The sequence below is a fragment of the Brachymonas moutaii (nom. illeg.) genome (assembly GCF_049977365.1).
Lineage (GTDB): Bacteria > Pseudomonadota > Gammaproteobacteria > Burkholderiales > Burkholderiaceae_C > Brachymonas.
This window is the reverse complement of sequence record NZ_JBNGEN010000004.1, coordinates 47,842-71,603: the sequence shown is the minus strand read 5'-3', so window position 1 is coordinate 71,603 and position 23,762 is coordinate 47,842. Positions and strand designations below refer to the sequence as shown.

The 23,762-nt window shown below is 65.4% G+C and carries 17 protein-coding genes and 2 CRISPR repeat arrays; of the genes, 4 read left to right on the top strand and 13 right to left on the bottom strand.

Features of this window, described 5'->3' with window-relative positions; all coding sequences use genetic code 11:
* Positions 1–137 precede the first annotated feature (137 nt).
* Positions 138–656 carry an Lrp/AsnC family transcriptional regulator gene (locus ACP2WS_RS06420; protein WP_426460025.1) on the bottom strand — a complete coding sequence of 173 codons (519 nt, stop codon included), beginning with the start codon at positions 654–656 and terminating at the stop codon, positions 138–140.
* Between the two features lie 229 nt (positions 657–885).
* On the opposite strand from ACP2WS_RS06420, the gene glmS reads away from it, so the two are divergent.
* Entirely contained in the window at positions 886–2,748 is a 1,863-nt protein-coding gene (gene glmS, locus ACP2WS_RS06415; protein WP_426460023.1) for a glutamine--fructose-6-phosphate transaminase (isomerizing), read from the top strand.
* A 500-nt stretch (positions 2,749–3,248) separates the two neighbouring features.
* A CRISPR array of direct repeats spans positions 3,249–4,253; the repeat unit is 29 nt; unit sequence GGGCCTATCCCCGCGTGTGCGGGGCAACC.
* Between the two features lie 91 nt (positions 4,254–4,344).
* A CRISPR array of direct repeats spans positions 4,345–6,631; the repeat unit is 29 nt; unit sequence GGGCCTATCCCCGCGTGTGCGGGGCAACC.
* Between the two features lie 67 nt (positions 6,632–6,698).
* Here the strand turns inward: glmS and cas2e are convergent.
* The 10 genes from cas2e to rplM form a co-directional block, all read right to left on the bottom strand.
* The gene (cas2e, locus tag ACP2WS_RS06410) at positions 6,699–6,995 is read right to left on the bottom strand and encodes a type I-E CRISPR-associated endoribonuclease Cas2e (protein WP_426460022.1); all 297 of its coding nucleotides are present in this window, start codon (positions 6,993–6,995) and stop codon (positions 6,699–6,701) included.
* Entirely contained in the window at positions 6,967–7,881 is a 915-nt protein-coding gene (gene cas1e, locus ACP2WS_RS06405; protein ID WP_426460021.1) for a type I-E CRISPR-associated endonuclease Cas1e, read from the bottom strand. Before cas1e ends, cas2e begins: the two co-directional genes overlap by 29 nt.
* Before the next feature lie 9 nt (positions 7,882–7,890).
* Positions 7,891–8,658: a type I-E CRISPR-associated protein Cas6/Cse3/CasE gene (locus tag ACP2WS_RS06400; protein ID WP_426460020.1), complete on the bottom strand. Its 768-nt coding sequence runs from the start codon at positions 8,656–8,658 to the stop codon at positions 7,891–7,893.
* Positions 8,655–9,395: a type I-E CRISPR-associated protein Cas5/CasD gene (gene cas5e, locus ACP2WS_RS06395; protein ID WP_426460019.1), complete on the bottom strand. Its 741-nt coding sequence runs from the start codon at positions 9,393–9,395 to the stop codon at positions 8,655–8,657. Before cas5e ends, ACP2WS_RS06400 begins: the two co-directional genes overlap by 4 nt.
* A gap of 1 nt (position 9,396) precedes the next feature.
* A complete protein-coding gene (cas7e, locus tag ACP2WS_RS06390; RefSeq protein WP_426460018.1) occupies positions 9,397–10,575 on the bottom strand; it encodes a type I-E CRISPR-associated protein Cas7/Cse4/CasC in 1,179 nt (392 codons plus the stop codon).
* A gap of 29 nt (positions 10,576–10,604) precedes the next feature.
* Positions 10,605–11,159, bottom strand: a complete 555-nt coding sequence (gene casB / locus ACP2WS_RS06385) for a type I-E CRISPR-associated protein Cse2/CasB (protein ID WP_426460017.1) — start codon at positions 11,157–11,159, stop codon at positions 10,605–10,607.
* Positions 11,160–11,168: 9 nt separating this feature from the next.
* Positions 11,169–12,776: a type I-E CRISPR-associated protein Cse1/CasA gene (gene casA / locus ACP2WS_RS06380; protein ID WP_426460016.1), complete on the bottom strand. Its 1,608-nt coding sequence runs from the start codon at positions 12,774–12,776 to the stop codon at positions 11,169–11,171.
* Between the two features lie 130 nt (positions 12,777–12,906).
* On the bottom strand, positions 12,907–15,606 hold the full coding sequence (gene cas3 / locus ACP2WS_RS06375) for a CRISPR-associated helicase Cas3' (RefSeq protein WP_426460015.1): 2,700 nt from the start codon (positions 15,604–15,606) through the stop codon (positions 12,907–12,909).
* A gap of 455 nt (positions 15,607–16,061) precedes the next feature.
* On the bottom strand, positions 16,062–16,454 hold the full coding sequence (gene rpsI / locus ACP2WS_RS06370; RefSeq protein ID WP_374493528.1) for a 30S ribosomal protein S9: 393 nt from the start codon (positions 16,452–16,454) through the stop codon (positions 16,062–16,064).
* A gap of 12 nt (positions 16,455–16,466) precedes the next feature.
* Entirely contained in the window at positions 16,467–16,895 is a 429-nt protein-coding gene (gene rplM / locus ACP2WS_RS06365) for a 50S ribosomal protein L13 (protein WP_426460014.1), read from the bottom strand.
* Positions 16,896–17,203: 308 nt separating this feature from the next.
* Between rplM and ACP2WS_RS06360 the strand changes: the two genes are divergently transcribed.
* On the top strand, positions 17,204–18,097 hold the full coding sequence (locus ACP2WS_RS06360) for a 23S rRNA (adenine(2030)-N(6))-methyltransferase RlmJ (protein WP_426460013.1): 894 nt from the start codon (positions 17,204–17,206) through the stop codon (positions 18,095–18,097).
* A gap of 156 nt (positions 18,098–18,253) precedes the next feature.
* On the opposite strand, the gene ACP2WS_RS06355 is transcribed toward ACP2WS_RS06360, so the two are convergent.
* Both ACP2WS_RS06355 and ACP2WS_RS06350 read right to left on the bottom strand, forming a co-directional pair.
* On the bottom strand, positions 18,254–19,456 hold the full coding sequence (locus tag ACP2WS_RS06355) for an anhydro-N-acetylmuramic acid kinase (protein WP_426460011.1): 1,203 nt from the start codon (positions 19,454–19,456) through the stop codon (positions 18,254–18,256).
* Between the two features lie 48 nt (positions 19,457–19,504).
* Complete coding sequence (locus tag ACP2WS_RS06350; RefSeq protein WP_426460010.1) at positions 19,505–20,974, bottom strand: M23 family metallopeptidase; 1,470 nt, start codon at positions 20,972–20,974, stop codon at positions 19,505–19,507.
* A 496-nt stretch (positions 20,975–21,470) separates the two neighbouring features.
* Between ACP2WS_RS06350 and tyrS the strand changes: the two genes are divergently transcribed.
* Together tyrS and ACP2WS_RS06340 are read left to right on the top strand one after the other, a co-directional pair.
* Positions 21,471–22,721, top strand: coding sequence for a tyrosine--tRNA ligase (gene tyrS / locus ACP2WS_RS06345; RefSeq protein WP_374493518.1), 1,251 nt, complete (start codon positions 21,471–21,473; stop codon positions 22,719–22,721).
* A 72-nt stretch (positions 22,722–22,793) separates the two neighbouring features.
* The gene (locus ACP2WS_RS06340; RefSeq protein WP_426460009.1) at positions 22,794–23,705 is read left to right on the top strand and encodes a DUF808 domain-containing protein; all 912 of its coding nucleotides are present in this window, start codon (positions 22,794–22,796) and stop codon (positions 23,703–23,705) included.
* The last annotated feature ends 57 nt before the right edge of the window (positions 23,706–23,762 follow it).

Here is a 23,762-nt window from a genome sequence, read left to right as displayed (position 1 = left end):
GGCTGCATCTCCTGGGGCCGGCTGCACGGAGACCCTGCAGCCGGAAGTCATTCATCTTTTTGATACATGGTGCCTGTTGCCCCCGCATCAATAGGTTCCAGCATAGCGCAACCGCACCGGCTCCTGCGTCTTCCGCCTCACCCCTGGGCAGCCCCCCCATCGCCCAGGGGCAGCTCCACCGTGAACTTGGCCCGACGCAGGCTGAAGAAGGCCCGCACGTTGCGCACATTGGCATCGGCCGTGAAAAGCCGGGCACTGGCCTCGGCAAAGGCCGGCATGTCCGCCACGGTCAGAATGAGCACAAAATCCGGCCCCGGCGAGGTGCGGTAGCACTGCTGCACCGCCGCATCGGCCACCGCCCGCGCCTCGAACGCCCGCTGCTGCTCCTCGGCCTGCACGTCCAGAGTCACCTCCACCACGGCGGTGAGACTCGGCACCCCCTGCGCGCGCAGCGCATCGCCATCCAGAATGGCCACCGTGCGCTCCACGAGCCCCAGCTCATGCAGACGCCGCACCCGCCGCAGGCAGGTGGGTGCCGAAAGGTGACAGCGCTCGGCCAGCGCCTGGTTGGTCAGGCTGGCATCGGCCTGCAACTGACGCAGCAGGCGCCAGTCCACGGCATCGAGCACCGCATGGAAATCATTTGCTTCAGGCATGGCAATAAAAGCTCATAAACATCGACTCATGTGAAATATTATTTTTCGCAATGCACCATGAAATTTATTATTCCACACAGTCTTTGTTTTTGAAATTTCATTTCCACCACCTCCCCGTATGATGCCAAGACAGCGGAGGTGCACAGCCTGTGGAGCCCGTTCCCGTTCCTGCCCTGGGGGCCTCGCCCCCTGCCCCTCTCCTTTTTTCTCTCCTTTCGGGAGCATTTCCATGTGCGGTATCGTCGGCGCAGTCGCCACCTCCAACGTCGTTCCCCTCCTGGTGCAGGGCCTGCAGCGCCTCGAATACCGGGGCTATGACTCCTGCGGCGTCGCCGTCTGGAACCAGGGCCTGCAGCGCGCCCGCAGCACGTCGCGCGTGGCCGAGCTGGCCACGCAGGTCGAGCACGAGCATCTCACCGGTCACACCGGCATCGCCCATACCCGCTGGGCCACCCACGGCGCCCCTGCCGTCTACAACGCACACCCACACTTCAGCTACGGCCCCGGCGTGCCGCCCGCCAACCCGGAGCAGCGCCCCGGCCACATCGCCGTGGTGCACAACGGCATCATCGAGAACTACGAGCTCCTGCGCCAGCAGCTTCAGGCCAAGGGCTACCAGTTCGCCAGCCAGACCGACACCGAAGTCATCGCGCACCTGGTGGACTCCCTCTACACCGGCGATCTCTTTGCCGCCGTGCAGGCCGCCCTGGCCCAGCTGCACGGCGCCTATGCCGTGGCGGTGATGTGCCGCGACGAGCCGCACCGCGTCATCGGCGGCCGTGCGGGCTCCCCCCTCATCATGGGCGTGGGGCAGGACGGCGCCCACTACCTCGCCAGCGACGCCATGGCCCTGGCAGGCGTCACCGACCAGATCATCTACCTCGAAGAAGGCGATGTGGTCGACCTGCAGATCGGCAAGTACTGGATCGAAAACGCCGGCCAGCGCCTCGGCCCGCAGGACCGCCCCGTCAAGACCGTGCACGCCCACAGCGGCGCGGCCGAGCTGGGCCCCTACCGCCACTTCATGCAGAAGGAAATCTTCGAGCAGCCCCGCGCCCTGGGCGACACCCTCGAAGGCGTACAGGCCATCGTGCCCGAACTCTTCGGCAAGGACGCACGCACCGTCTTCACCGAAATCGACCGCGTGCTCATCCTTGCCTGCGGCACCAGCTACTACAGCGGCTGCACCGCCAAGTACTGGCTCGAAGCCATCGCCCACGTGCCCTGCGACGTCGAAATCGCCAGCGAATACCGCTACCGCACCAGCGTCCCCGATCCGCGCACGCTCGTGGTCACCATCAGCCAGAGCGGCGAAACCGCCGACACCCTCGCCGCCCTGCGCCACGCCCAGCACCTGGGCATGCCCCACACCCTCACCATCTGCAACGTCGCCACCAGCGCCATGGTGCGCGAATGCCAGCTGGCCTACATCACCCGCGCCGGCGTCGAGATCGGAGTCGCCTCCACCAAGGCCTTCACCACCCAGCTCGCCGGCCTGTTCCTGCTCACCGTGGCACTCGGACGCGTCAAGGGCACCGTCGACGACGCCCACCAGGAAGACTACCTCCAGCACATGCGCCACCTGCCCATGGCCCTGCAGGCCGTGCTCGCGCTGGAGCCGCAGATCATCCAGTGGTCCGAAACCTTTGCCAAGAAGGACAACGCCCTCTTCCTCGGCCGCGGCCTGCACTACCCCATCGCACTGGAAGGCGCCCTCAAGCTCAAGGAAATCAGCTACATCCACGCAGAAGCCTACCCCGCCGGCGAACTCAAGCACGGCCCTCTCGCCCTCGTCACCAAGGACATGCCCGTGGTCGTCGTTGCCCCCAACGACGAACTCATCGACAAGCTCAAGAGCAACATGCAGGAAGTGCGCGCCCGTGGCGGCGAACTCTACGTCCTCGCCGATGCCGACAGCAACATCCACAGCGAGGAAGGCATCCACGCCATCCGCATGCCCGAACACTACGGCCCCCTGAGCCCCATCCTCCACGTCGTCCCCCTGCAGCTCCTGGCCTACCACACCGCCTGCGCCAAAGGCACCGACGTCGACAAACCCCGCAACCTGGCCAAGAGCGTGACGGTGGAGTGAGGCTGACAAGCCCATCCCCGCGCGGGCGGGGCAACCGCTACGGAAACGCTAATTGTGCATCCTGTGATGTTGGTCGTGGAGCCGAATTCGAATCCCGTTGGCTCCAAGCCAGCACCAGCTGTGCCTGCGGAGAGCTTGTTGATGACGGTATATGCCAAGACAAATGGCAATATCCCAGCTCCTGGATACCTCGCAGCCAGCAGCTGGCCTGCTGTACGTGGACACGAAAAACGCCCCCGATGTGTTGCGGCGCGCCGGGGTCCAATTCCCCGGGCAGGCCGCCCTACAACGGGGGCGCAAGAAAATTCTAACCGAGAAGACCTTTCCTGGTGGAAAAAAGCGCATGCCGGTGATGTGCACTTCGGGGCGGAGCAGCAGGATGAAGCCCACTTTGGTGCCGTGGACATGGATCGCATGAAGACCAGTGCGCTTGAGCAGGGCCTATATCCCCATGTGTGCGGGGCAACCTGATAGGCAGACATGATGCCGAAGCCCACCTGGGGCCTATCCCCGCGTGTGCGGGGCAACCTGGATTCGAAGCACCCAGTGCAGCACGCTGCAGGGCCTATCCCCGCGTGTGCGGGGCAACCTGCCGCAGGTACCAGCGGCCCGGCGTCGGATTGGGCCTATCCCCGCGTGTGCGGGGCAACCTCACGCCTTCGTAAGCCTGTTTCATCGCCGGAGGGCCTATCCCCGCGTGTGCGGGGCAACCTTTCCGGAGGCAGGGGCCGGCGTGCTGGACATGGGCCTATCCCCGCGTGTGCGGGGCAACCTCAGTGCAGCCCACGCTTGCCGAGATTGCGGAGGGCCTATCCCCGCGTGTGCGGGGCAACCCGATTGCGCGGGGGATGTAGATCAAAGCGGCAGGGCCTATCCCCGCGTGTGCGGGGCAACCTCACGCCTTCGTAAGCCTGTTTCATCGCCGGAGGGCCTATCCCCGCGTGTGCGGGGCAACCTTGCCCAGCACGGTGAGGGTGATCGGATTTCCGGGCCTATCCCCGCGTGTGCGGGGCAACCGGAGTGTCGCTATCGCGCTGAATGTCGGTCTGGGGCCTATCCCCGCGTGTGCGGGGCAACCCGTACATGTCAGGGTTGACGCGCATCATGTGCGGGCCTATCCCCGCGTGTGCGGGGCAACCGCAGCGGCTCAAGGAAGGGGAAATCGGCTCCTCGGCCTATCCCCGCGTGTGCGGGGCAACCTGCAGAAGTGGGGGTACAGGATGACAAGCTGCGGGCCTATCCCCGCGTGTGCGGGGCAACCTTGGCGGACTTGGGGCCTTTCTTTTTGGGCGTGGGCCTATCCCCGCGTGTGCGGGGCAACCCCCAGCAGGGTAATCGCTTTCACATCCGTGCCGGGCCTATCCCCGCGTGTGCGGGGCAACCCACGAGAGGGATGCGGCGATGTGCGCGTGGCCGGGCCTATCCCCGCGTGTGCGGGGCAACCGCAGCCGGTGGATCGTGCCCGAGCGCATGGAAGGGCCTATCCCCGCGTGTGCGGGGCAACCTTGGTCTGGAAGTACAGGATCTCGGGGGAGGCGGGCCTATCCCGCGTGTGCGGGGCAACCCTTCTGCCGACCCTGTGAATGTTGGTCGCAGGCGGCCTATCCCCGCGTGTGCGGGGCAACCGGACAGCAAATCACGACAATGACTACTCAGGGGGGCCTATCCCCGCGTGTGCGGGGCAACCCATTATTCCGGACAGCACCTGGAAAAATGTAGGGGCCTATCCCCGCGTGTGCGGGGCAACCAGGACAGCACCGGACACCGCAGCAGCGGAGAGGGGCCTATCCCCGCGTGTGCGGGGCAACCTTCGCCGACCAGGGGAGCCACATCGCGCTCTGCGGCCTATCCCCGCGTGTGCGGGGCAACCGGGTTACCAGAAGAATCTGTGCCCCACGAAACGGGCCTATCCCCGCGTGTGCGGGGCAACCCCGTTCGAGCGCGTAGCGCATGTGCAGGCTGGGGGCCTATCCCCGCGTGTGCGGGGCAACCGATCGCGGGCGATGAATTCAGCACGGCGGCGCGGGCCTATCCCCGCGTGTGCGGGGCAACCTCCGCAAGGCGTGTGCCTTCTTTGTGGACCTGCGGCCTATCCCCGCGTGTGCGGGGCAACCACGCCGCGCTTGACGCTTTCGCGGTCGAAGATGGGCCTATCCCCGCGTGTGCGGGGCAACCGTTCAGACCGAGGGCCGCGACAAGGGCAAGCAGGGCCTATCCCCGCGTGTGCGGGGCAACCTATGTGCCGGCAGTGCTGGGGTATCAGACCAAGGGCCTATCCCCGCGTGTGCGGGGCAACCACGACCTGGGCGCAGATACCAGCGCCTTTCATGGGCCTATCCCCGCGTGTGCGGGGCAACCCTGCGGAGGACGTATACAGCCGTCCTCAAGTGGGGCCTATCCCCGCGTGTGCGGGGCAACCGGAACTCTGATCCAGCACACTTGCCGGCGCACGGGCCTATCCCCGCGTGTGCGGGGCAACCCTGTGGTGGCAGGGAGTGCACTACACGGTGATGGGCCTATCCCCGCGTGTGCGGGGCAACCGCACCCACGCACTCGGCAATCGCCGCGTCAGGGGGCCTATCCCCGCGTGTGCGGGGCAACCCGCTACATCGTGCAGAGCGTCAGCCGCCGCCAGGGCCTATCCCCGCGTGTGCGGGGCAACCCTAATGTGTATTCTGGCAACCAATGCGGTGTTGGGCCTATCCCCGCGTGTGCGGGGCAACCCTGCCGCAAGGCCGACATTCTCGGGGATGCGGGGGCCTATCCCCGCGTGTGCGGGGCAACCGAATCCGTCGCGATCCTCTCCACAAGCCTGCGGGGCCTATCCCCGCGTGTGCGGGGCAACCCTGCCGGGGAATCCCTTCGCGGAGACGCCTTACGGCCTATCCCCGCGTGTGCGGGGCAACCCTTCTGCCTTGAATTCTTTTCCAATCTTGGGGGGGCCTATCCCCGCGTGTGCGGGGCAACCGTCGTTATTGTGTATGGGGCAGAGTCTGAAGGGGGCCTATCCCCGCGTGTGCGGGGCAACCGATCACTTGCATCTTCATAGTGGGTTCTCCTCGGGCCTATCCCCGCGTGTGCGGGGCAACCTGGTTTTGGCCCCCTTCTTCGACTCACCCTTGGGGCCTATCCCCGCGTGTGCGGGGCAACCCTTACGCCAGAGGTCTTGGCGAAATTCCAGCGGGGCCTATCCCCGCGTGTGCGGGGCAACCGAATTCGTGTACCACTACCACGACTGTGACGAAGGCCTATCCCCGCGTGTGCGGGGCAACCGCGGGGGACGTTTGAGAAGAGGTTTCCATGAAGGGCCTATCCCCGCGTGTGCGGGGCAACCCCGGTGCAATGTCGCACCATTTTTCCAATGGAGGGCCTATCCCCGCGTGTGCGGGGCAACCTGCTACGTGGGCAAGCGCGAGAAGTCGGACAAGGGCCTATCCCCGCGTGTGCGGGGCAACCGGGAGCTTGACTTTCTGCGCGATGCCGACGTAGGGCCTATCCCCGCGTGTGCGGGGCAACCGTGCGCATTGTGTGTGACGTGACGCGCTACTACGGCCTATCCCCGCGTGTGCGGGGCAACCCAGACGGGCAATCCTCACAGTCTGGCGGCCAAGGGCCTATCCCCGCGTGTGCGGGGCAACCGTGCCTGCTGGGTCTTTGAATCCATCCTGAAGGGGCCTATCCCCGCGTGTGCGGGGCAACCTCCTGTCTTGAATATTCCAGTTTCTCCAGACGGGGCCTATCCCCGCGTGTGCGGGGCAACCGTCCTTGGCTGCTTCTTCTTGCTCTGGCTTATGGGCCTATCCCCGCGTGTGCGGGGCAACCGTCGTCTTTCACATCTTCGGCGCGGCATACCAGGGCCTATCCCCGCGTGTGCGGGGCAACCTCTCCTTCATAACCTTACGTGAAAAAAGAGAAAATCTCTCACCTCATCCGAAATTTTAATGAGCGTTTCAAGACATGGTCAGGCGTCGCCTGACCAGCCACATGCCATCCATCTCTACCAATTCTCGGGGTGGATCGCCCAGATTGGCGATGCCGACTCCGCCGGTGGCATTCAAGTCGCGCCACACCATCACCAGACTGCCTTGCCTCTCATGCCCGTGCCAGTCGCTCATTACTTCCCACACGCGCGCACGTACACCGGGATTCATATGCGGCGACACAAATACGTTGGGCGAGACCTCCAGCATCACGGATGACAGGAAGCCGTGAAACCGGTCAGGTACGTCGCGGATCACAATCATCATCAGTGCCACTCTTCACCTCGCTTTCCAACTCGTCCATGCGCAGCACGGTCTTGATGCTGTCAATCATGCTGCCAATCACCTGCTGCTTGCGAAACACCGCTGCAGCCTCGCGCCGCACCAGCCGATCCACTGTCTCATCCACCTGTTGTGCACGCTTGGCTGCGGTGAACGCGATCTGCATGGTGATCGTGTCGCGGAACAGGTCGGCGATGTCCAGCACAAAGGACTGGCCCGAGTCCTCGTGGATGAAGCCCAATGGTGGCAATGCTGCCAAAGACTGCACTGCGATGGCTGCAGCCGCCTGTACCGCCGTTGCCGCATGGTTGATGGCCTGATTCGGCAGATCGGCCGCATCGGGATGTGCTCGGTCGTAGTTTCGGCCTTTCCACTGGATGCCGTGCTTTTCGGCCATCAGCTTGTAGAAATTCTTGACGCGCGAACCTTCGATGCCGCGCAGCGTATCCAGGTCGTGGTGAGGCAGTACCTCGCCCAGTCGCAGGGCGTACATATGGCGCGCCACGCTCATGCGCCGGCGCGGGTTGCCCCACAGCTCTGCTTGGCGCCGCGCCACATCGGAACGGTCTGGCAATAGTGGCGGCGCCGTGTAGCTGCGCACGCCATCCTCGCCCACAGCGGCAAGCAGTGTGCCGTGGCGTGCCAAGAGGCGCAGCGCATCATGCGTCACACTGCTGCCTGGCCCGAGCAGGATCATGGACACGGCCTGATGGGGGATCTGGTCGATGCCAGGCGTCGGACTATCACGCCCACGCAGAAAATGGAGGCACCCGTCGATCACGCACAGCTCTCCACGCGACAGCCACAGCAGACCGTGACGATCCGCATGCGGGATGCGCGTTCTTTCCAGCCCCAGTCTGCCCTTGAGCACCCCCGCTCCTCAATTCGCCCGGCTCAGCAACAGCATGCCAAAGCCGAATGCACGGTGCCTTCCGACGCCACGGGTCAGCAGTTTCGCAAAGGCGGCGGAATCGCGCACGCGCAGATGCCCCTTGAGCAGCGCATCCGGTCCGTCGATCACGCACCCACGCCGCAGCGCGCTGCCCACAGCCTGGGTACGCCGCACCACCTGCTGCCGCTGGAAGCCTGCGAGGTGCACATCGTCCATCAGCTCGACAGCTCCCTGCCAGTCTTCACGCGCAGTTCCCTCGCGCAGCGCCAAGTGCTCGCGCAACCATTGCACGTACACTGCCTCGCGCTGCAAAGGTGCGCCGTTCGCTCGCTCCACCGCATGCAAGAAGGCGTCCCGCTCCCCCTTGTCAGCTCGTACCGTGGGACGCACGCGCACCTCGAACCCCAACATCTGCCCCGGTGCCCATTGGGTCGGAAAGGGCCGCAGGCGGTAGCCATCATGCTGACCATTGGCACCCAACCCCAGGGTCTGCGCGGCCAGAGGATCGGCCAGCGCCACCTGTGCGCGCATGGCATCGGCATTCAGCGCGGTGTAGGCCAGCAGACCCTGGCGTTCGTCCAGGTAACGAAAGGGTTGCGGCGCAGCCTCCCCGAAGGCTGCGCGCAGCAGGCCATGCAGGGCATCCCCAAGATCCGAGGGTTGCCATTCATGGCGTGCGTGGTAGCGCGCCACCCAGGCAGCCAGCAACCGCACATCGGGCTGCGTGTGCAGCAGGTACAGAGACGGTTCGCTCATGCTGCTCCCCTCGCCTGCAGCAGCCCTTCCCGCACCGGCCGCCAGCCACCGTGCAGTCCGCTGGTCCAGTTGCGCTCATCGCACAGGTCGCTGCGGCGATCCACTGGCAGGCTGCCCTGGCCGTCGGGCCACTGCGCACGCCAACCCGCTCCATGGGCTGGCAAGTGTTGTGTCCAGGCTTGCAAGGCCCCCAGCACATGCTCTGCATCCTGCCAGCCTGCGACGAGGCGTCCCGTGGGCAAACAGGGCTTGCGACCGATGAACAGGGGACGCACCGGCCGATCCAGCGCTGCAGCAACCTGCTCCAGCGTTGGTGCCTCGTCGGCGGGGTCCAGGTGCAATGCGACCCAGGCCGTCAGTTCGGCGTGGTAGTGCCGATAGCGCAGGTGTGGACCGGCATACGAGCCGATCCCGCCGCGACGCTCCTCCGGCTGGCCCCAAGTGGTCCAGCCCCTGTCGGCAGCGCCCAATTCTGCGGTCTGGAAGTCCACGAGTCGCCGTGCCTCGACTGTTCCGCCACGCAGGACCATGGGTTGCAGCACCGTCCCCATGCGCAGCCGCTGCTGCAGGCGGTTGTGCAACTGATCCTGCCCTCGGTCCCAGCCCAGCGCATTGGCGATCAGTCCAGTCAGCATCGACAGCGCAGGAAAATCACGGATGACACCATGGTTGTCGATGGTCTCGCCGCCAAATGCAATCAGCGGCGATGCAAGGCGCAGCATCAGATGGCGAACCATTTCAAGCCTCCGCGCGCGTGACGATGTCCTGCGCCCATTGTGCCAACGCCGCCAAAGGCAGCCGCTCAGCGCCAGGAACCTGCACATCGTCCACGGACAGATAGCGGCGCGACAGGGGGGCCCCATAGGCCGCATCCAACTGTGCGATTTCGTCAGACAGGCTCTGCACGGCCATTTTGCGCAAAGCGGGCTGGTTGCATGGCAGCGCATTCTGGAAAGCACCTGCCAGGCTGCGAGGCTGCCAGTCACCCGCCTCGACCAACATGAACTTGGCCCAGGCAAAGGGAGCCGTTGAACCGCGCTTGGCTCCGGGACTCACTGTGGCAATCAGGTGCAGCAGGTGCTGCACCACGCGGCCGGCCAGGGCACGCTGTTCGGCCGTGGCCTTGCTCCAATCCTGGATGGCGACGCCTTCCAGGTTGGCCACGAGTTGCGGTACGTCGATGACCACGTAGCCGTAATACAGGCCACTGGCCAACTCGGTGTCGAAGATGCCGGCCGAGCCGGTTTCGCCCGCTTCCTTGAGCAGGTCGTCCACCACGGTGAAGTAATCGTTCTCGACCTGTGCCTCGTGCACGGTGAATGCATGGGCCACGTAGACGGCCGCCTCGCGGCTGGCCAGCACATCGGATGTGACCATACGGCCGAAAAGCGCCGACTCCAGGCCACTTCCCAAACGCAAGGCTTCGATGTTCTTCTTCTCCTCCTTGAGGAAGCGGGCAATGGCTGTCTTGAGCTCCTTCTCTTCGCCGTGCTCGACAGCCAGCGCTGCACATCGCTGAACCAAATACTCGATCTCGGCGTAGCCCAGCAGTACTGCCTGGCCCGTCTCCAGTGCATCCTTGCCCTTGAGGTCCTTGGCCTTGTCGAGCAGTCCTGCTGCACGCAGGCCCTCCACGACCAGTTGCGCCAGTGGTTCATCCACACCAGCCTTGATCAGCTTGTCGCGGATGAGTCGGGGCGTCTCACGCGAACGCACGGCCATCGGCACCTCCAGTCGACTCAATGCAAAGGTGTCATCGGCCACACGCCAGTGGCGCTTGAGGCATTGCGAGGAAATGCGCGTGCGCACCTTGTCACCGTAGGGCAGGCGCTTGGCGAGGCCTGCGTCGTCGCGGTTGAGCAGGGCCGCTGGGTAGTTGTGCAGGGTGTGGATTTGCAGGAAACGGGGCAGTGTCATGGTTTCTCCGGGAATCGATGAATATGTGTTCAGGTCTTGCTGGCAAGGGCGGAAAAGTAGGCACCGGCGATCCGCATGCGCAGTTGCTCGGCACGTTGGACATCGTCATGCTCGTCGCTGTCTTGCTTGAGCACCAGTTCGCCGAGTTCGAACCAGTTGGGCTGCACACCTTTGGACGTCAGCAGCCGCAGCATGCGTGGCAGCAATTGCCGAAATGCCTCTCCCCGGGCCGTGAGCAGTCTGGTGACACGCGATTCGGCTACACCAGCCCGTGCCAGCTGCTGGCCAAGCCGACCGGCGCCGTCGTGCCCCGCCAGTGCCATGCCCTGGGCGATGAGTGCCCAGCGTGGCCACGTCTCAGGACGCCACGTCTCGGGGCTCAGACCAGCCGAAAGCAGCGCACGCGCCAGTGCAGCGATCTCGTGCGAGCGCAGCACATCGGGGTTCATGCGCGCCAGCACCGCGCGGTCCCCCCGCCCGGCATTGCGCACATGCGCAGCCAATGCTCCGTAGGGGCTGCCTCGCACGGGCACCGTGTCTTGTGCATCGGCTGTTTCGGAAAAATCGACGGTAGGCTCAGGCATGGGATGTCCTCACAGTTCGGTTGCCGGGGCATGGCGTTGTTGCTGGGCGTGGTAGTCCGCAAAATCCTTCAACACGGCGTCTTTCGGGTTGCGCAAACCACCATGAAAGCGACTCAGCGCCGCAGCTCGGGCCTTGTAGCGCTGCATGGCGCTGCACGGGCCAGCCTCAAAGGCCTGGGTGAGCACGAATTCAGCGCGCGTTACCAATCCATCCATCCATTGCATGCGAAGCGCATGGCAGTCGATGTCGTCCGCTTCGGCCTCCTGTGCCAAATCGTCGAAGAAGCGCGCATCCTCGCCCTGCTCGAAAGGGCGAGCGAAGCGGCTAGCCTTGTCGTTGATACTGTCGTTGCGCTCATCAGTATCGCCGTTGGCAAAAAGCACAACCAGCGCACTCCACAACAGCTTGCGCAAGGCAGCAATAGCGGCGATGCGTTGCTTGGCCATTTCGGCCACCGCCACGCGCTGCGGACCTGCAAGGCGGCGACGCAGTTTGGGTGAGATGGGTACACGTCGCTCGTGATAGCCATCGGTCTTGCCCTGACCACGCACGGCAGCCTGTGCGATAAGCTGCAGGCTGGCATCACACGGCCAACCATCCAGTCGGCAAGCAGCGCTCTGTGCAAAGCGCCCACCCGTCAGCAGATCCGCCATCAGTCTGTATTCGAAGCCGGCGTCCGAAACCGTGAGCGCCTTGCCCCCAGCCACGTCGACAGGCGTCCAGGCATCTCCTGTAATGCCGTTGCGGTCCTTGGATGCGATACGTGCCACCTTGCTGCTCGTGACGCGCGCAACCAGTCGCTCGGCGTCGGCAGTCAAACGGACTCGCCTGCAAATCTCAATGTACAGCGGGTCGAGCGATGACATGGCCAACGACTGCGTGCCCGCCCAAGCCAACAACCACAGCAAGACGAGACCGTCTTCGGACGCATAACCCTGCTGATCGGTGATGGCATCGCGCTCAGCCAGCAGCGTTTGCACATCTGCGATCCAACGCGCGCCCCAGGCACCCAGTGGCGCCACGCCAACACCGGGACGGTTGGCGAAGCCACCGTTCATGCGAGAGATGCCATAGTTACCAGCCCCCAAGAAGCCTTCCTGTGTCTGCAGACTGACCAGCGCAAATAACCAGTCATCTGGCTCTGCACGGTAGGCTCGTGCAGCCTTGAGATCGTGATTCTTGGACGTGACCAGCATGTCCAGCTCGTCGGCGGCATGGAGCAGGTTCTTCCAATCGGCGATGCGCTCACCAGGCACTGGCGGCTGCAAAAAGGCCGGCCGCTCGGGCGGTGCGACCAGACACCACGCTGCGCCGTCTGCATCATCTGGCGTCAGTGCCAGCAGGGCGGCCCGCCAATCGGTCGCCTCGATCCAGGGCTCATTCTGACCTGCACGGTGCAAGGCAATGGCGGCCAGCTGCACGAGAAAGGCGTGCCACGGATGGCGCTGGTGGGGCCGCAGAGCAGGAAAGTCTCGTACCGTGTTGGCAGCCAACGCTGCCAGCAAAGCAGGCAGACTACCGCGGTGCAGCTCACCGCGTTCAACGCAGCGCCAGCGGATCAACTCCTCATCGAGCAGATTAAAGTGCAGCGCGATAGATGCAGAGGTGGATGGCATGGGCATTCTGTGGGTCATGAAGACTCACTATATCTCAACCTCTAACTTGATTTATACTTAATACTATTTATTGATTAAATATTGGTATTTTTTATTAATATGCACCCGCGCCTAGGGATGAGTATGTGCTTCACGCTGGCACCACTTCCAGTCCTAATCGGGTGTAACGGTATTGCGTTGCCCCCAGCTCAAAGGTAAACCCGGCTGCATCGGGCAGAGCCACCACATTCCTCGCCTCAGCATCTGGAGTCAGGTCATGTGACAGGAGATGGTGTCGGATCGCCAGTTGCTCGACCGGCATGCCAAAGGGTCCTTGCGGTGGTGGATCGAAGATCACAACCCGGTCGGCAGCACCCAGCCGGCTGCCTATGCGCCCCTCATCCTCTGAGAAATGCATCTCATCAAACGGCTTGTCGAACGGCAGCGCATGCAAATTCGCCACAGTCTTGGTGGCAGCGAGCGCGCCTTCGTAGTCAATGCCGAAGCGCACCCAGGCCTCGCCCAATTCCTGCGTGATGACGTTCAGCGCATCGGGATGCGTGGCCTGCTCCACAAGCAGGCGATTGTCGGCAGGAATGCTGCGCGTGGGCTGCGCTGCAATCAAACGTTGCGTGGCTTCGAGCATGCGCAGGTCAGGGTACACCCCACTCATAGGTTGCCCGTGAATGCGGATGGGCCCTAGGCCGTGGCGTGAGCGCACGAGCAGCGGAGCAAGATCATGCCCCGCCGGCGTGAGCACCCAGGCGCGCGGTTGCTCAAAGCCTGCAGGTCGGCAGTCATGCGGCGCCTCGACACTCGGCCGCTCATGGCGATGCAGCCGGCCCAGGCGCTGCAGCAGCACGTCCATGGGGCACAGATCGGTGATCAGCAGGTCTGCATCAATGTCCAGACTTTGTTCCAAGGTCTGCGTTCCGATGACGACCAATCCGCTGCGCAAAGCGCGTCGTTTGCCAATCTGGGACTGCACCTCGGCATCGAGCAGTGGCCGATCCTGGCGACTGAATCGACTGTGGTGCAGCGTACTGACACCCCCGACACGGAACAGGCAGTCCAGCCCCTGCTCCGAGGCCAGGGTTTCGACCGCCTGCAGGGTCGCGATGGCTGCCGGCACAGTGTTGCGCACGACCAGCACGCGCGCACCTGCAGCGGCAGCCTGGACGGCACGCGCAGCGATGGCCTCAGGCACATCGATCTGATCCCAGAGTGCCCAGTGCACTGTCTTGTGGCGAGGATTGCCCTGTACCGGAAGCAACGTGGGTCCACTGGATGCAAGGTACCCAATAGCTGGATATGGCAAGGCCTGTGCCTGCGCAAGAGGGGGTGGCAAGCCATCGGCTCGGCGGCGGCTGCCGATGGCCAGATAGCGTGTGCGTGCCGAAGCCCCCAGAGTGGCCGACAGCAGCAGCGCCTGTCCGCCACAAGCCACATGGGCACGCAGCAGGTGTTCCAGCAGGCGCGTCATGTAGGCATCCGATGCGTGCACTTCGTCCACCACCAACAGGCTACGCGCCAGCAGGGCATGCCGCATATGCGCATGCTTGATCTGCAGAGCTCCCAGCAGTGCCTGATCCACCGTGCCGACCGCGATGGTGGCGGCCAGATAGCGCTTGGGACGTTCGGCGGCCCAGCGGTGCTCGGCCTCAGCTGCAGCTTCATCGGGCGCCCCATCGGATGCATCTGACCACAGCACGCCGAAATGGGGCAGCGATGCGGGGGTTGCACCGTCAGCAGCCGCGTATCCGGGCAAGGCCCGCACTACTACGGGTGGATTCACCGGCCAGACATGCAGCACAAATTCCCGCACACGCTCGTAAAGCTGCGAAGCGGCCACGCGCGTGGGCAACGCAAAGTACAGCGCATCGACCTGCCCCGCACGCCACAGGTGCAGGAAGCGCCAGAGTGCGGCTTCCGTCTTTCCGCTGCCGGTCTCTGCCTCCAGCACCACCACGGAACCGAAGCCGTCATCAGCCATCGCTGCCTGCATGGGGCGCGGCGACGGCACACCGAAGGCCTGGGTAAAGTCGCATACCGTGGAAGCCTGGCGCTTGGTGGCATGCCCCACATCCAGGCCCACAGCGCGCAGCGCATTCTGCGCGCGCTGTGGGGCAGTGGCGGCGCGGTCTTCGCCAGGCTCCGAGTATGGGAAGAAGCCGGGACGCGAATCGGAGCCCAGCCAGTCAGCCAATTGCACGAGTCCTGCGAACAGGTGCGCAAAGGCAGAAGAATTTGGCAAGTCAGGCGCATCCGAGGTGAAGGCCAGCGGGTACAGCGTCTGCACGCACGCACCCATTGCAGCTACGGTCTCGGCAGGGTCATAGATGCATGTGGCTCCTTCCCGTATGGGCTGCCAGATGCTGAAAGTGGCGCATTCGTCGACCGGACGGCCGTGATGACTGATGCTGGCAAAGAGCAGCGGTATGACGGCCTCGCCCCAGGTATCCATGGCTTCCAGCGGCAAGCCCGCAGTCACCCTCTCTGCGCCATGCAGACTCCCGCGAAACAAGGCCCACCCCTGCGGGCCATGGCCACATTCGCACACGCTCCACGCGGCAGACCGTTCCGTGCGCTTGTTCCAATAGCGCACCTGAAAACCGGTGTTGGCCTTGCCAATGTCGTGCAAAAAAGCCAATACGGCCAATCGCGCGCAATCCACGTCTGACAATGGCCGGCCGGCGACCCGTTCCAGCGCGCGGCTGATGCCCGGCAGCTGCAATAACGCTTCCAGCACTGCCGCCACGTCCATCATGTGATCCAGCAGGGGATGGATCTGCACGCAATCGGAGGAATGTTGATCCGACTTCTTGCCCCAAGGTATCCAGTGCTCTTTCAATTCTCAACTCCCGATCAACTCGAACAAGGTTCCATCTGCCGTGGGTGCTGAAAACTGCCTTTTTCACCGATTGAATCTGCCCAGAAACATCGGGGCAATCTCCCACTCCACCACACCCGTTTGCACATTCTGACCAGCAATGGGCATAGTCCAACCTTTTGAGGCGCGTATTCCGACAAATCCAGCCTATTGGAGCCATGTTGCTTCGGACAAGGTCATGCCCGCCGACCTCACATGCGTGTTTTGGCCAAGGATCGAATCCAGTGTGCTTTGGAACTACCCAAAGATTTGCCGAGCCCCGCGCTGCAGCGTGCAACCGTCCGGTGTCTCCTGCGGGTTTCCCCAAACCCAGGCTGCCATGCAGATGCACTGCATCATGCCCCTCTTCGGATGATCAGAACAAAAAAAACCGCACCGGCCGGGGCCTGGTGCGGTTTTGGAGGGGGCGGGCAGGATCAGCGCTTGCTGAACTGCTTGGCGCGGCGTGCGGAGTGCAGGCCGACCTTTTTCCGTTCCACTTCGCGGGCGTCGCGGGTGACGTAGCCAGCCTTGCTCAGCTCGGGCTTGAGGTTGACGTCATAGTCGATCAGCGCGCGGGTGATACCGTGGCGCACGGCGCCGGCCTGGCCGGATTCACCGCCACCCTGGACGTTGACCATCACGTCGAAGGTTTCGACATGGTTGGTCAGCACGAGCGGCTGCTTGGCGATCATGATCGAGGTCTGGCGGCCGAAGAACTGTTCGATGTCCTTGCCGTTGACCGTGATCTTGCCGGAGCCCTTCTTCAGAAACACGCGGGCGACGCTGGATTTGCGACGGCCGGTGCCATTGTTCCATTCACCAATCATTGCAACGCTCCTTTAGATTTCCAGCGCCTTGGGCTGCTGGGCGCTGTGCGGATGCTCGGCACCGCCGTAGACCTTCAGCTTCTTGATCATGGCGTAGCCCAGAGGACCCTTGGGCAGCATGCCCTTGACGGCCTTCTCGAGCGCACGGCCGGGATGCTTGGCCTGCAGATCGCGGAAGTTGGTGGCATAGATGCCGCCGGGGAAGCCGCTGTGACGGTAGTACATCTTGTCGAGCGACTTGGTACCGGTCACCTTGAGCTTGGAGGCGTTGATGACGACGATGAAATCGCCGGTATCGACGTGAGGCGTATAGATGGCTTTGTGTTTGCCGCGCAGACGGAGGGCAACTTCGCTGGCTACCCGTCCGAGCACCTTGTCGGTGGCGTCAATCACAAACCACTCATGTTGCACCTCAGCGGGCTTTGCGCTGAATGTTTTCATGTGTTTTCCTTAAGGGAGGTGGTTTGACGGCTTTTTCGCAAGCCTGCGGCCACAGAAACACCTGCGGCCACGTGCGTGGGCTCTATTCCACGGTCGGTGTTCTTCTGGTGAGAACCTCTTAGGTGGGGGTACTGCTCTTGCTGCGGAGCCCAGCCGCGGGCAAGCTCTCCATTATAGCCAGGGAGCTGGCCGTGGGGCAATGGCTGTGCGCACGGGAGCGTCGTCCCGGCACGACGGCTACGCCGATGCCGTCCGCCGGAGCGGCGGCGCCCCGATCTGCCCCGGAGGTGCGATAGGATGGCGGGACCATGTTCAGTTACCGACACGCCTTCCATGCCGGCAACCACGCCGATGTGCTCAAGCACATGGCCCTGATTGCCACCCTGCGCTACCTCACCACGGCCAAGGACACGCCCCTGCTGGTGGCCGATACCCATGCCGGTACCGGCCTGTACCGCCTCGATGGCGGCGATGCCCAGACCAGCGGAGAGGCACTCGAAGGGGTGCTGCCGCTGTGGCAACAGTATGGCCCCGGCGCACCGGACGAGGCCAAGGCGCCCGAGGCGCTGGCTGCCTACCTGCGGCTGCTGGCGGGCTTCAATGCCGGCGGCACGCTGCGCAGATACCCCGGATCGCCATTCATCACGGCGGCACTGATGCGGCCGCAGGATCAGCTGCGCCTGTTCGAGCTGCATCCCACCGACAGCCGCCTGCTCGACAAGAACGTGGCCGAGCTGCCCAACGCGGGGCAGATTCAGGTGGTGCGCAACAACGGCTTCACGGGGCTCAAGGCGCTGCTGCCTCCGCCCAGCCGGCGCGGGGTGGTGCTGATCGACCCGAGCTACGAGCTCAAGACGGACTATGCGCAGGTCGTGAGCTGCATGCAGGATGCCATGCAGCGCTTTGTCACGGGCTGCTACATGGTGTGGTACCCGGTCATTCCGCGCCCCGAGGCCCACGAGCTGCCCCGGCGGCTCAGGACACTGGCGCAGCAGGCCGACCGGCCATGGCTGCACGCCACGCTCTCGATTGGCCGTGGCGATCAGGATGCGTCGGGCCGCGACGGCCTGCGCGCCAGCGGGGTGTTCATGATCAATCCGCCCTTTGTGCTCAAGGCAGAGCTGGAGCAGGCGCTGCCCGTAGTGCATCGCATGCTGCGCCGGGGAGGCGGAGCGGCATGGACGGTGGACACGTCCAAGTAAACAAGCGCCGACGGCAACTGCCAACGGCTGCAGGGGCGGATGTGGGTGCGCATGCGGCGGGCACGCCTGCCCCTGGCGCGGCGGAACGCTGCTCCCTGATCGGCCCCTGCCCTCCTGCACAGCCAGCCCCCACACTGCCTCGCCCTTGGCGATGGCTCAGGCCGGATACAGGCAGCCAAGCACACGCGGTCCCCGTGCGCCGGTAATGGCACGCATGTCGAGCGGCTGCCCGGCCAGCGTGCAGTGTGCCAGCCAGGCAAAGGCAGTGGCCTCGACAGCCTGGGGATCGACCCCCAGTGCGGCGGAGGACTGCACCTGCACCCCCGGCAGGGCCGCGGCCAGATGGCGCATGAGCTGGCCGTTGCGCACGCCGCCCCCGCACACCACCAGCTGCCGCACCGCCGGGGCATGGCGCTGCAGATGCAGCACGGCCGCCTGGGCCGTATAGGCCGTCAACGTGGCCTGCACGTCGACCGGAGCCAGCGCCCCAAAGGGTTCGAGCTGCTGCAGGAGCCATGCGGGGTTGTAGAGATCGCGCCCCGTGCTCTTGGGCGGAGGCTGGTCGATGAAGGGCTCGGCCAGCAGCCGTGCGAGCAGCGGCGCGTGCACACGGCCCTGCGCGGCCCAGGCGCCATCGGCGTCATAGGCCTGGCCAGTGTGCTGCAGGCACCAGTGGTCCATGAGGGCATTGGCCGGACCACAGTCGAAGCCCAGAGGCGGCTGTCCTGGCTGCAGCAGGGTCAGGTTGGCAATGCCCCCCAGGTTGAGCACGGCCAGCGCCTGCCCCTGCCGGCCCCACAGCGCCTGATGGAAGACCGGCACGAGAGGTGCCCCCTGCCCGCCTGCGGCCACGTCGCGGCTGCGAAAATCGCAGGCGACCGGCATGCCGGCCAGCTCGGCAAGGAGGGCCCCATTGACGAGCTGGAGGGTGTAGCCGGTGCCGTCGTACAGGCCAGGCCGGTGCCGGACGGTCTGGCCATGGGCCCCGGCCACCGCCACGGCGGCGGGCGGCACCCCTGCCTGGGCGCAGAGTGTGTGGATGCAGTCGGCATAGAGCCGCATGAGAGCGTTGGCAGCCAGCGCGGCGCGGTGGAGTTCGTGCTCGCCCGGGGTGTTGAGGGCCAGCAGCTCGGCACGCAGGGCCTGCGGCATGTCGATGCCGGCAAAGGCCAGGGTGGCAAGCTGCAGGGAGGCATCCGCCCGATGAGGAGCGATGCGCACGAGCACGCCATCGACCCCGTCCAGCGAAGTGCCGGACATGAGCCCGATGCACAGCGCCCCTGCCGGCGCTGCCGGATCATGGGCAGCAGGCGCGGGCGACGACGAAGAACGGAGATCGGGCAAAGTCGGGGCATTCATGGCAGGGATGATAGGCGATAGGCCCTGCCCTGCAGCCGCGATGCGATGTCAGTCGGCGCGGGCCACCTGGGTCTGCGGCAGGGCGTCCTGGGCATAGTGCCAGTCGCGCTCGGCCGCAGCCACGACGCGCCGGAAGGCGGCACGCTGGCCGGCGGCAATGCGCTCGGTGTGTCCTTCCTTGAGGGCGACCTGGGGATCCATGGGCACGTCGCGCACCCGGGTCTCGAAATGCAGGTGCGGGCCGGTGGTCCAGCCGCTGGTGCCCACGGCGCCGATCACGTCCTCGGCGCGCACGCGCTGTCCGGCGCGCACGTCCATGCGGCTCAGGTGGGCGTAAAGGGTGGCACGGCCCTTGCCGTGTTCGACGATGATGACGTTGCCGTAGCCCGTCTGCTCGCCTGCGAAGCGCACCCGTCCGTCGGCAGCCACGTGCACGGGAGTGCCGACAGGCGCCCCGAGATCGATGCCGGTATGGGGACGGGCCGTGCCGAACAGCGGGTGGATGCGGTAGGGCTCGAAGGGACTGGTGACCAGCGCCCCGGGCACTGGCGCGCGATAGACCGGGCGGTCGGCCAGACTGTGTCCCTCGGGGGTGAAGTATTCTGGGGTGGCGTCGGCGGTCTGGCCATCGCCGGCAGGGGCCTGCAGATCGGCGTCTGCCGGTACCGGTGTGCGGGAGGTGTTTGCCGTCCCCTTGGCAGGGAACCACACGACGCGGTAATCCTTGCCGGCCACATGCTCGGTGGCGCTGAGCACGCGGCCATGGCCGACGACCTGGCCCCCCAGCGAAATCTGCTCGTACACCACGGTGAGGTGGTCGCCCTTGCGGGCCATGCGCGCCGTGTCCACCACGGGATCGAAGATGCGCAGGACCTGCTCGGCCACGGCGGTCGGCACCTGTGCGGCGGCCGCGTCGCGGAAGAAGTTGCCCCCCAGCGGCACGGTGGCGAGGGCCGGCTGCACGTCGGCCACCTCGGTAGCGGTGCGATGCCCGAATGCCCCCGAGGTCGCATCGCGCTCGACGACGAGCAGATGGCTGAGATGAGGGTCCTGGGCATCGAGCCACTGCACCCGCAGGCTCTGCAGCCGCAGATCGGACGTATAGGCGGCCTGCACGAGGCGGCGCTGCAGCCCCAGCACGGTGGTACGCACTTCGGGTGTGGCGCGCAGGTAGTCCTCGGCTGCGGCATCGCTCACCCCGAGGCGCGACAGCAGGGAGGATGCGGTGTCGGATTCGCGGGTTTCGGTGCTGCGGTAGAAGGTGGAGGGATGGGCCTGGAGAGCCGCTTCCTGCTCGTCGAGGGCAAACAGGGGCTGTACCTGCTCGCGCACCTGGCGCACGGTGACAGGCCCCGACAGGGTGGGGGTGGCCACAGCGTAGGCCGCTCCGGCTCCCAGCAGCAGCGACACCCCTGCCGCTCCCGCGCCCATCAGGGGATGGCGCCGCAGCCAGTCACGCGCCTCGGCTGCAGCCTCCGCCAGGGTCCAGGTGATGCCCGACAGACGTACAGAGGGCACGGCGGCAACGGAAGCCGCGGTGGGGCCATCGGAAGCCGTGGAGGGGGAGGGAGACGGAACGCTGGGAGAAACGGAAACGGGCAACTGATCGGGCAAGGTCATACACACAGGCGACAATGGCATGCAGGGCGCGACGTCCGTGGCCTGCACGGAAAGAGGCTCCCTGGCCCCGACAGCGTGACATGCACACCTGTCGCAGGGGCGCGGCGCGCCGGGCAGAAAAGGGGAATGGGTCACCCGCACCGCCTGTCTCACGGACGGTCGGCAGGGAAGTGCAGCGGCACGCAGCGGCCAGGAGCACACCCCCCGGCCCCATGGCAAAAGCATAAAATGGCGGGCGACCTGCGGGGCATCCATGGCCGTGTGGCACGGCCCGGTGCACATGCCCCGCGAGCGGCAGTATGGCAGTTTTCTCTGTCGCCAGCCTGAAAAATTGCAACAAGGCCCATCATCCGGCGGGGGTTCCCAAGCTCCTGCCGCGCTTCAGAATTTTCTTATGCACACCCCCGATATCAGCGAAAACAAGCAGTTGGAAATCACTCCTGAGATAGCGCATGCGCTGCAGGTCACGCGGCGTGGCTGCGACGAGCTGTTGCCCGAGAACGACTGGGTGCGCAAGCTCGCCAAGGCCGAACGCAGCGGCCAGCCTCTGCGCATCAAGCTGGGGCTCGATCCCACGGCGCCCGACATCCACCTGGGCCACACGGTGGTGCTCAACAAGATGCGGCAGCTCCAGGACCTGGGGCACACGGTGATTTTCCTGATCGGCGACTTCACGAGCCTCATCGGCGATCCGAGCGGGCGCAACACCACCCGCCCGCCCCTCACTGCCGAGCAGATCAAGGCCAATGCCGAAACCTACTACCAGCAGGCCAGCCGGGTGCTCGACCCCTCGCGCACCGAGATCCGCTACAACAGCGAATGGTGCGATGCGCTGGGCGCGCGCGGCATGATCGAGCTCGCCGCCAAGTACACGGTGGCCCGCATGATGGAACGCGACGACTTCCACAAGCGCTTCCATGCCGGGCAGAGCATCAGCGTGCACGAGTTCCTCTACCCGCTCATGCAGGGCTATGACTCGGTGGCCCTGCGCGCCGACCTGGAGCTCGGCGGCACCGACCAGAAGTTCAACCTGCTCATGGGCCGCCACCTGCAGGAGGAATACGGACAGGAGCCCCAGTGCATCCTGACCATGCCGCTGCTCGAAGGGCTCGACGGTGTGGACAAGATGAGCAAGAGCAAGGGCAACTACATCGGCATCACCGAAGCGCCCAACAGCATGTTCGCCAAGGTGCTCTCGATCAGCGACGCGCTGATGTGGCGCTGGTACACCCTGCTGTCGTTCCGCAGCGAGGACGACATTGCCGCCCTGCGCCGCGAGGTGGAGGCCGGACGCAACCCCAAGGACGCCAAGGTGATGCTGGCGCGCGAGATCACCACCCGCTTCCACAGCGCCGCTGCAGCCGACGCGGCCGAACAGGATTTCATCAACCGCAGCAAGGGCGGCATTCCGGACCAGATCGACGAGCGCACGCTCGCGCTGGGTGACGGTGGAGCACTGGGCATTGGCGTGCTGCTCAAGATGAGCGGCCTCACGGCGAGCACGGGCGAAGCCAACCGCCTCATCGACGGCGGTGGCGTGCGGGTGGATGGCTCGGTGGTGAGCGACCGCGGGCTCAAGCTCGGCGCCGGCACCTATGTGCTGCAGGTCGGCAAGCGCAAGTTCCTGCGCGCGACGCTGGCCTGAGCGCAGCTGCCCAGCCGGTCTTTCTTCGCCCCACTCCGCTCCCTGCAGCCCCCCCCTTTCCCAGTCTGCCCCATGGCCACCAGTCTCCTCGCCCTGCTCGATGACATCACCACCCTGCTCGACGATGTGTCGGCCATGACCAAGGTGGCCGCCGGCAAGACGGCTGGCGTGCTGGGCGATGACCTGGCGCTCAATGCCGAGCAGGTCGCCGGGGTCGATGCGCGGCGCGAGCTGCCTGTGGTGTGGGCCGTGTGCAAGGGCTCGCTGGTGAACAAGGCCATTCTGGTGCCGCTGGCGCTGCTCGTCAGTACGCTCTGGCCGGCGCTGGTGCAGGGGCTGCTGATGCTGGGCGGGGCCTACCTGTGCTTCGAAGGCGTCGAGAAGGTCATGCACTCGCTGCGGCCCCACCCGGAGGAGGAGGCCGCCCACCATGCCGAAGTGGTGCGCGCCAACGAGGCCCCCGATGTGGCAGCGGCCGAGCGCGACAAGATCCGTGGCGCGATCCGCACGGACTTCGTGCTGTCGGCCGAGATCATTGTCATCACCCTGGGCACCCTGCCCGCCCAGGCCACGCTGACGGAACGCCTGACGGTGCTCGCCCTGGTGGCCGTGCTGATGACACTCGGGGTCTACGGCATCGTGGCGGCCATCGTGAAGATCGACGACTTCGGGCTCTGGCTGCGCCGCCGCTCCCGCACGGCAGCAGGGCAGCGGCTGGGCGATGCGCTGGTGAACGCCATGCCCTGGCTGATGCGGGTGCTCTCGGTGCTGGGCACGCTGGCCATGTTCCTGGTGGGCGGCGGCATTCTGTCCCACGGCATCGGACCGTTGGCCCACTGGCTGCATGGGGTAGAGCTGCACTGGAGCGGTCTGGCCGGCTCGGTGGCCGTGATGGGCGCCCACATGGGCGTCGGGCTGATGCTCGGAGCGGTGGTGCTCGCCGGCGTGAGCCTGGCCCGGCGGCTGATCCCCCGCCGCAGCTGAACGGCCGAATTTTCCTCCGCCACAAACCGTCCGGCAGCCAGACCGTCGGACCTCCGC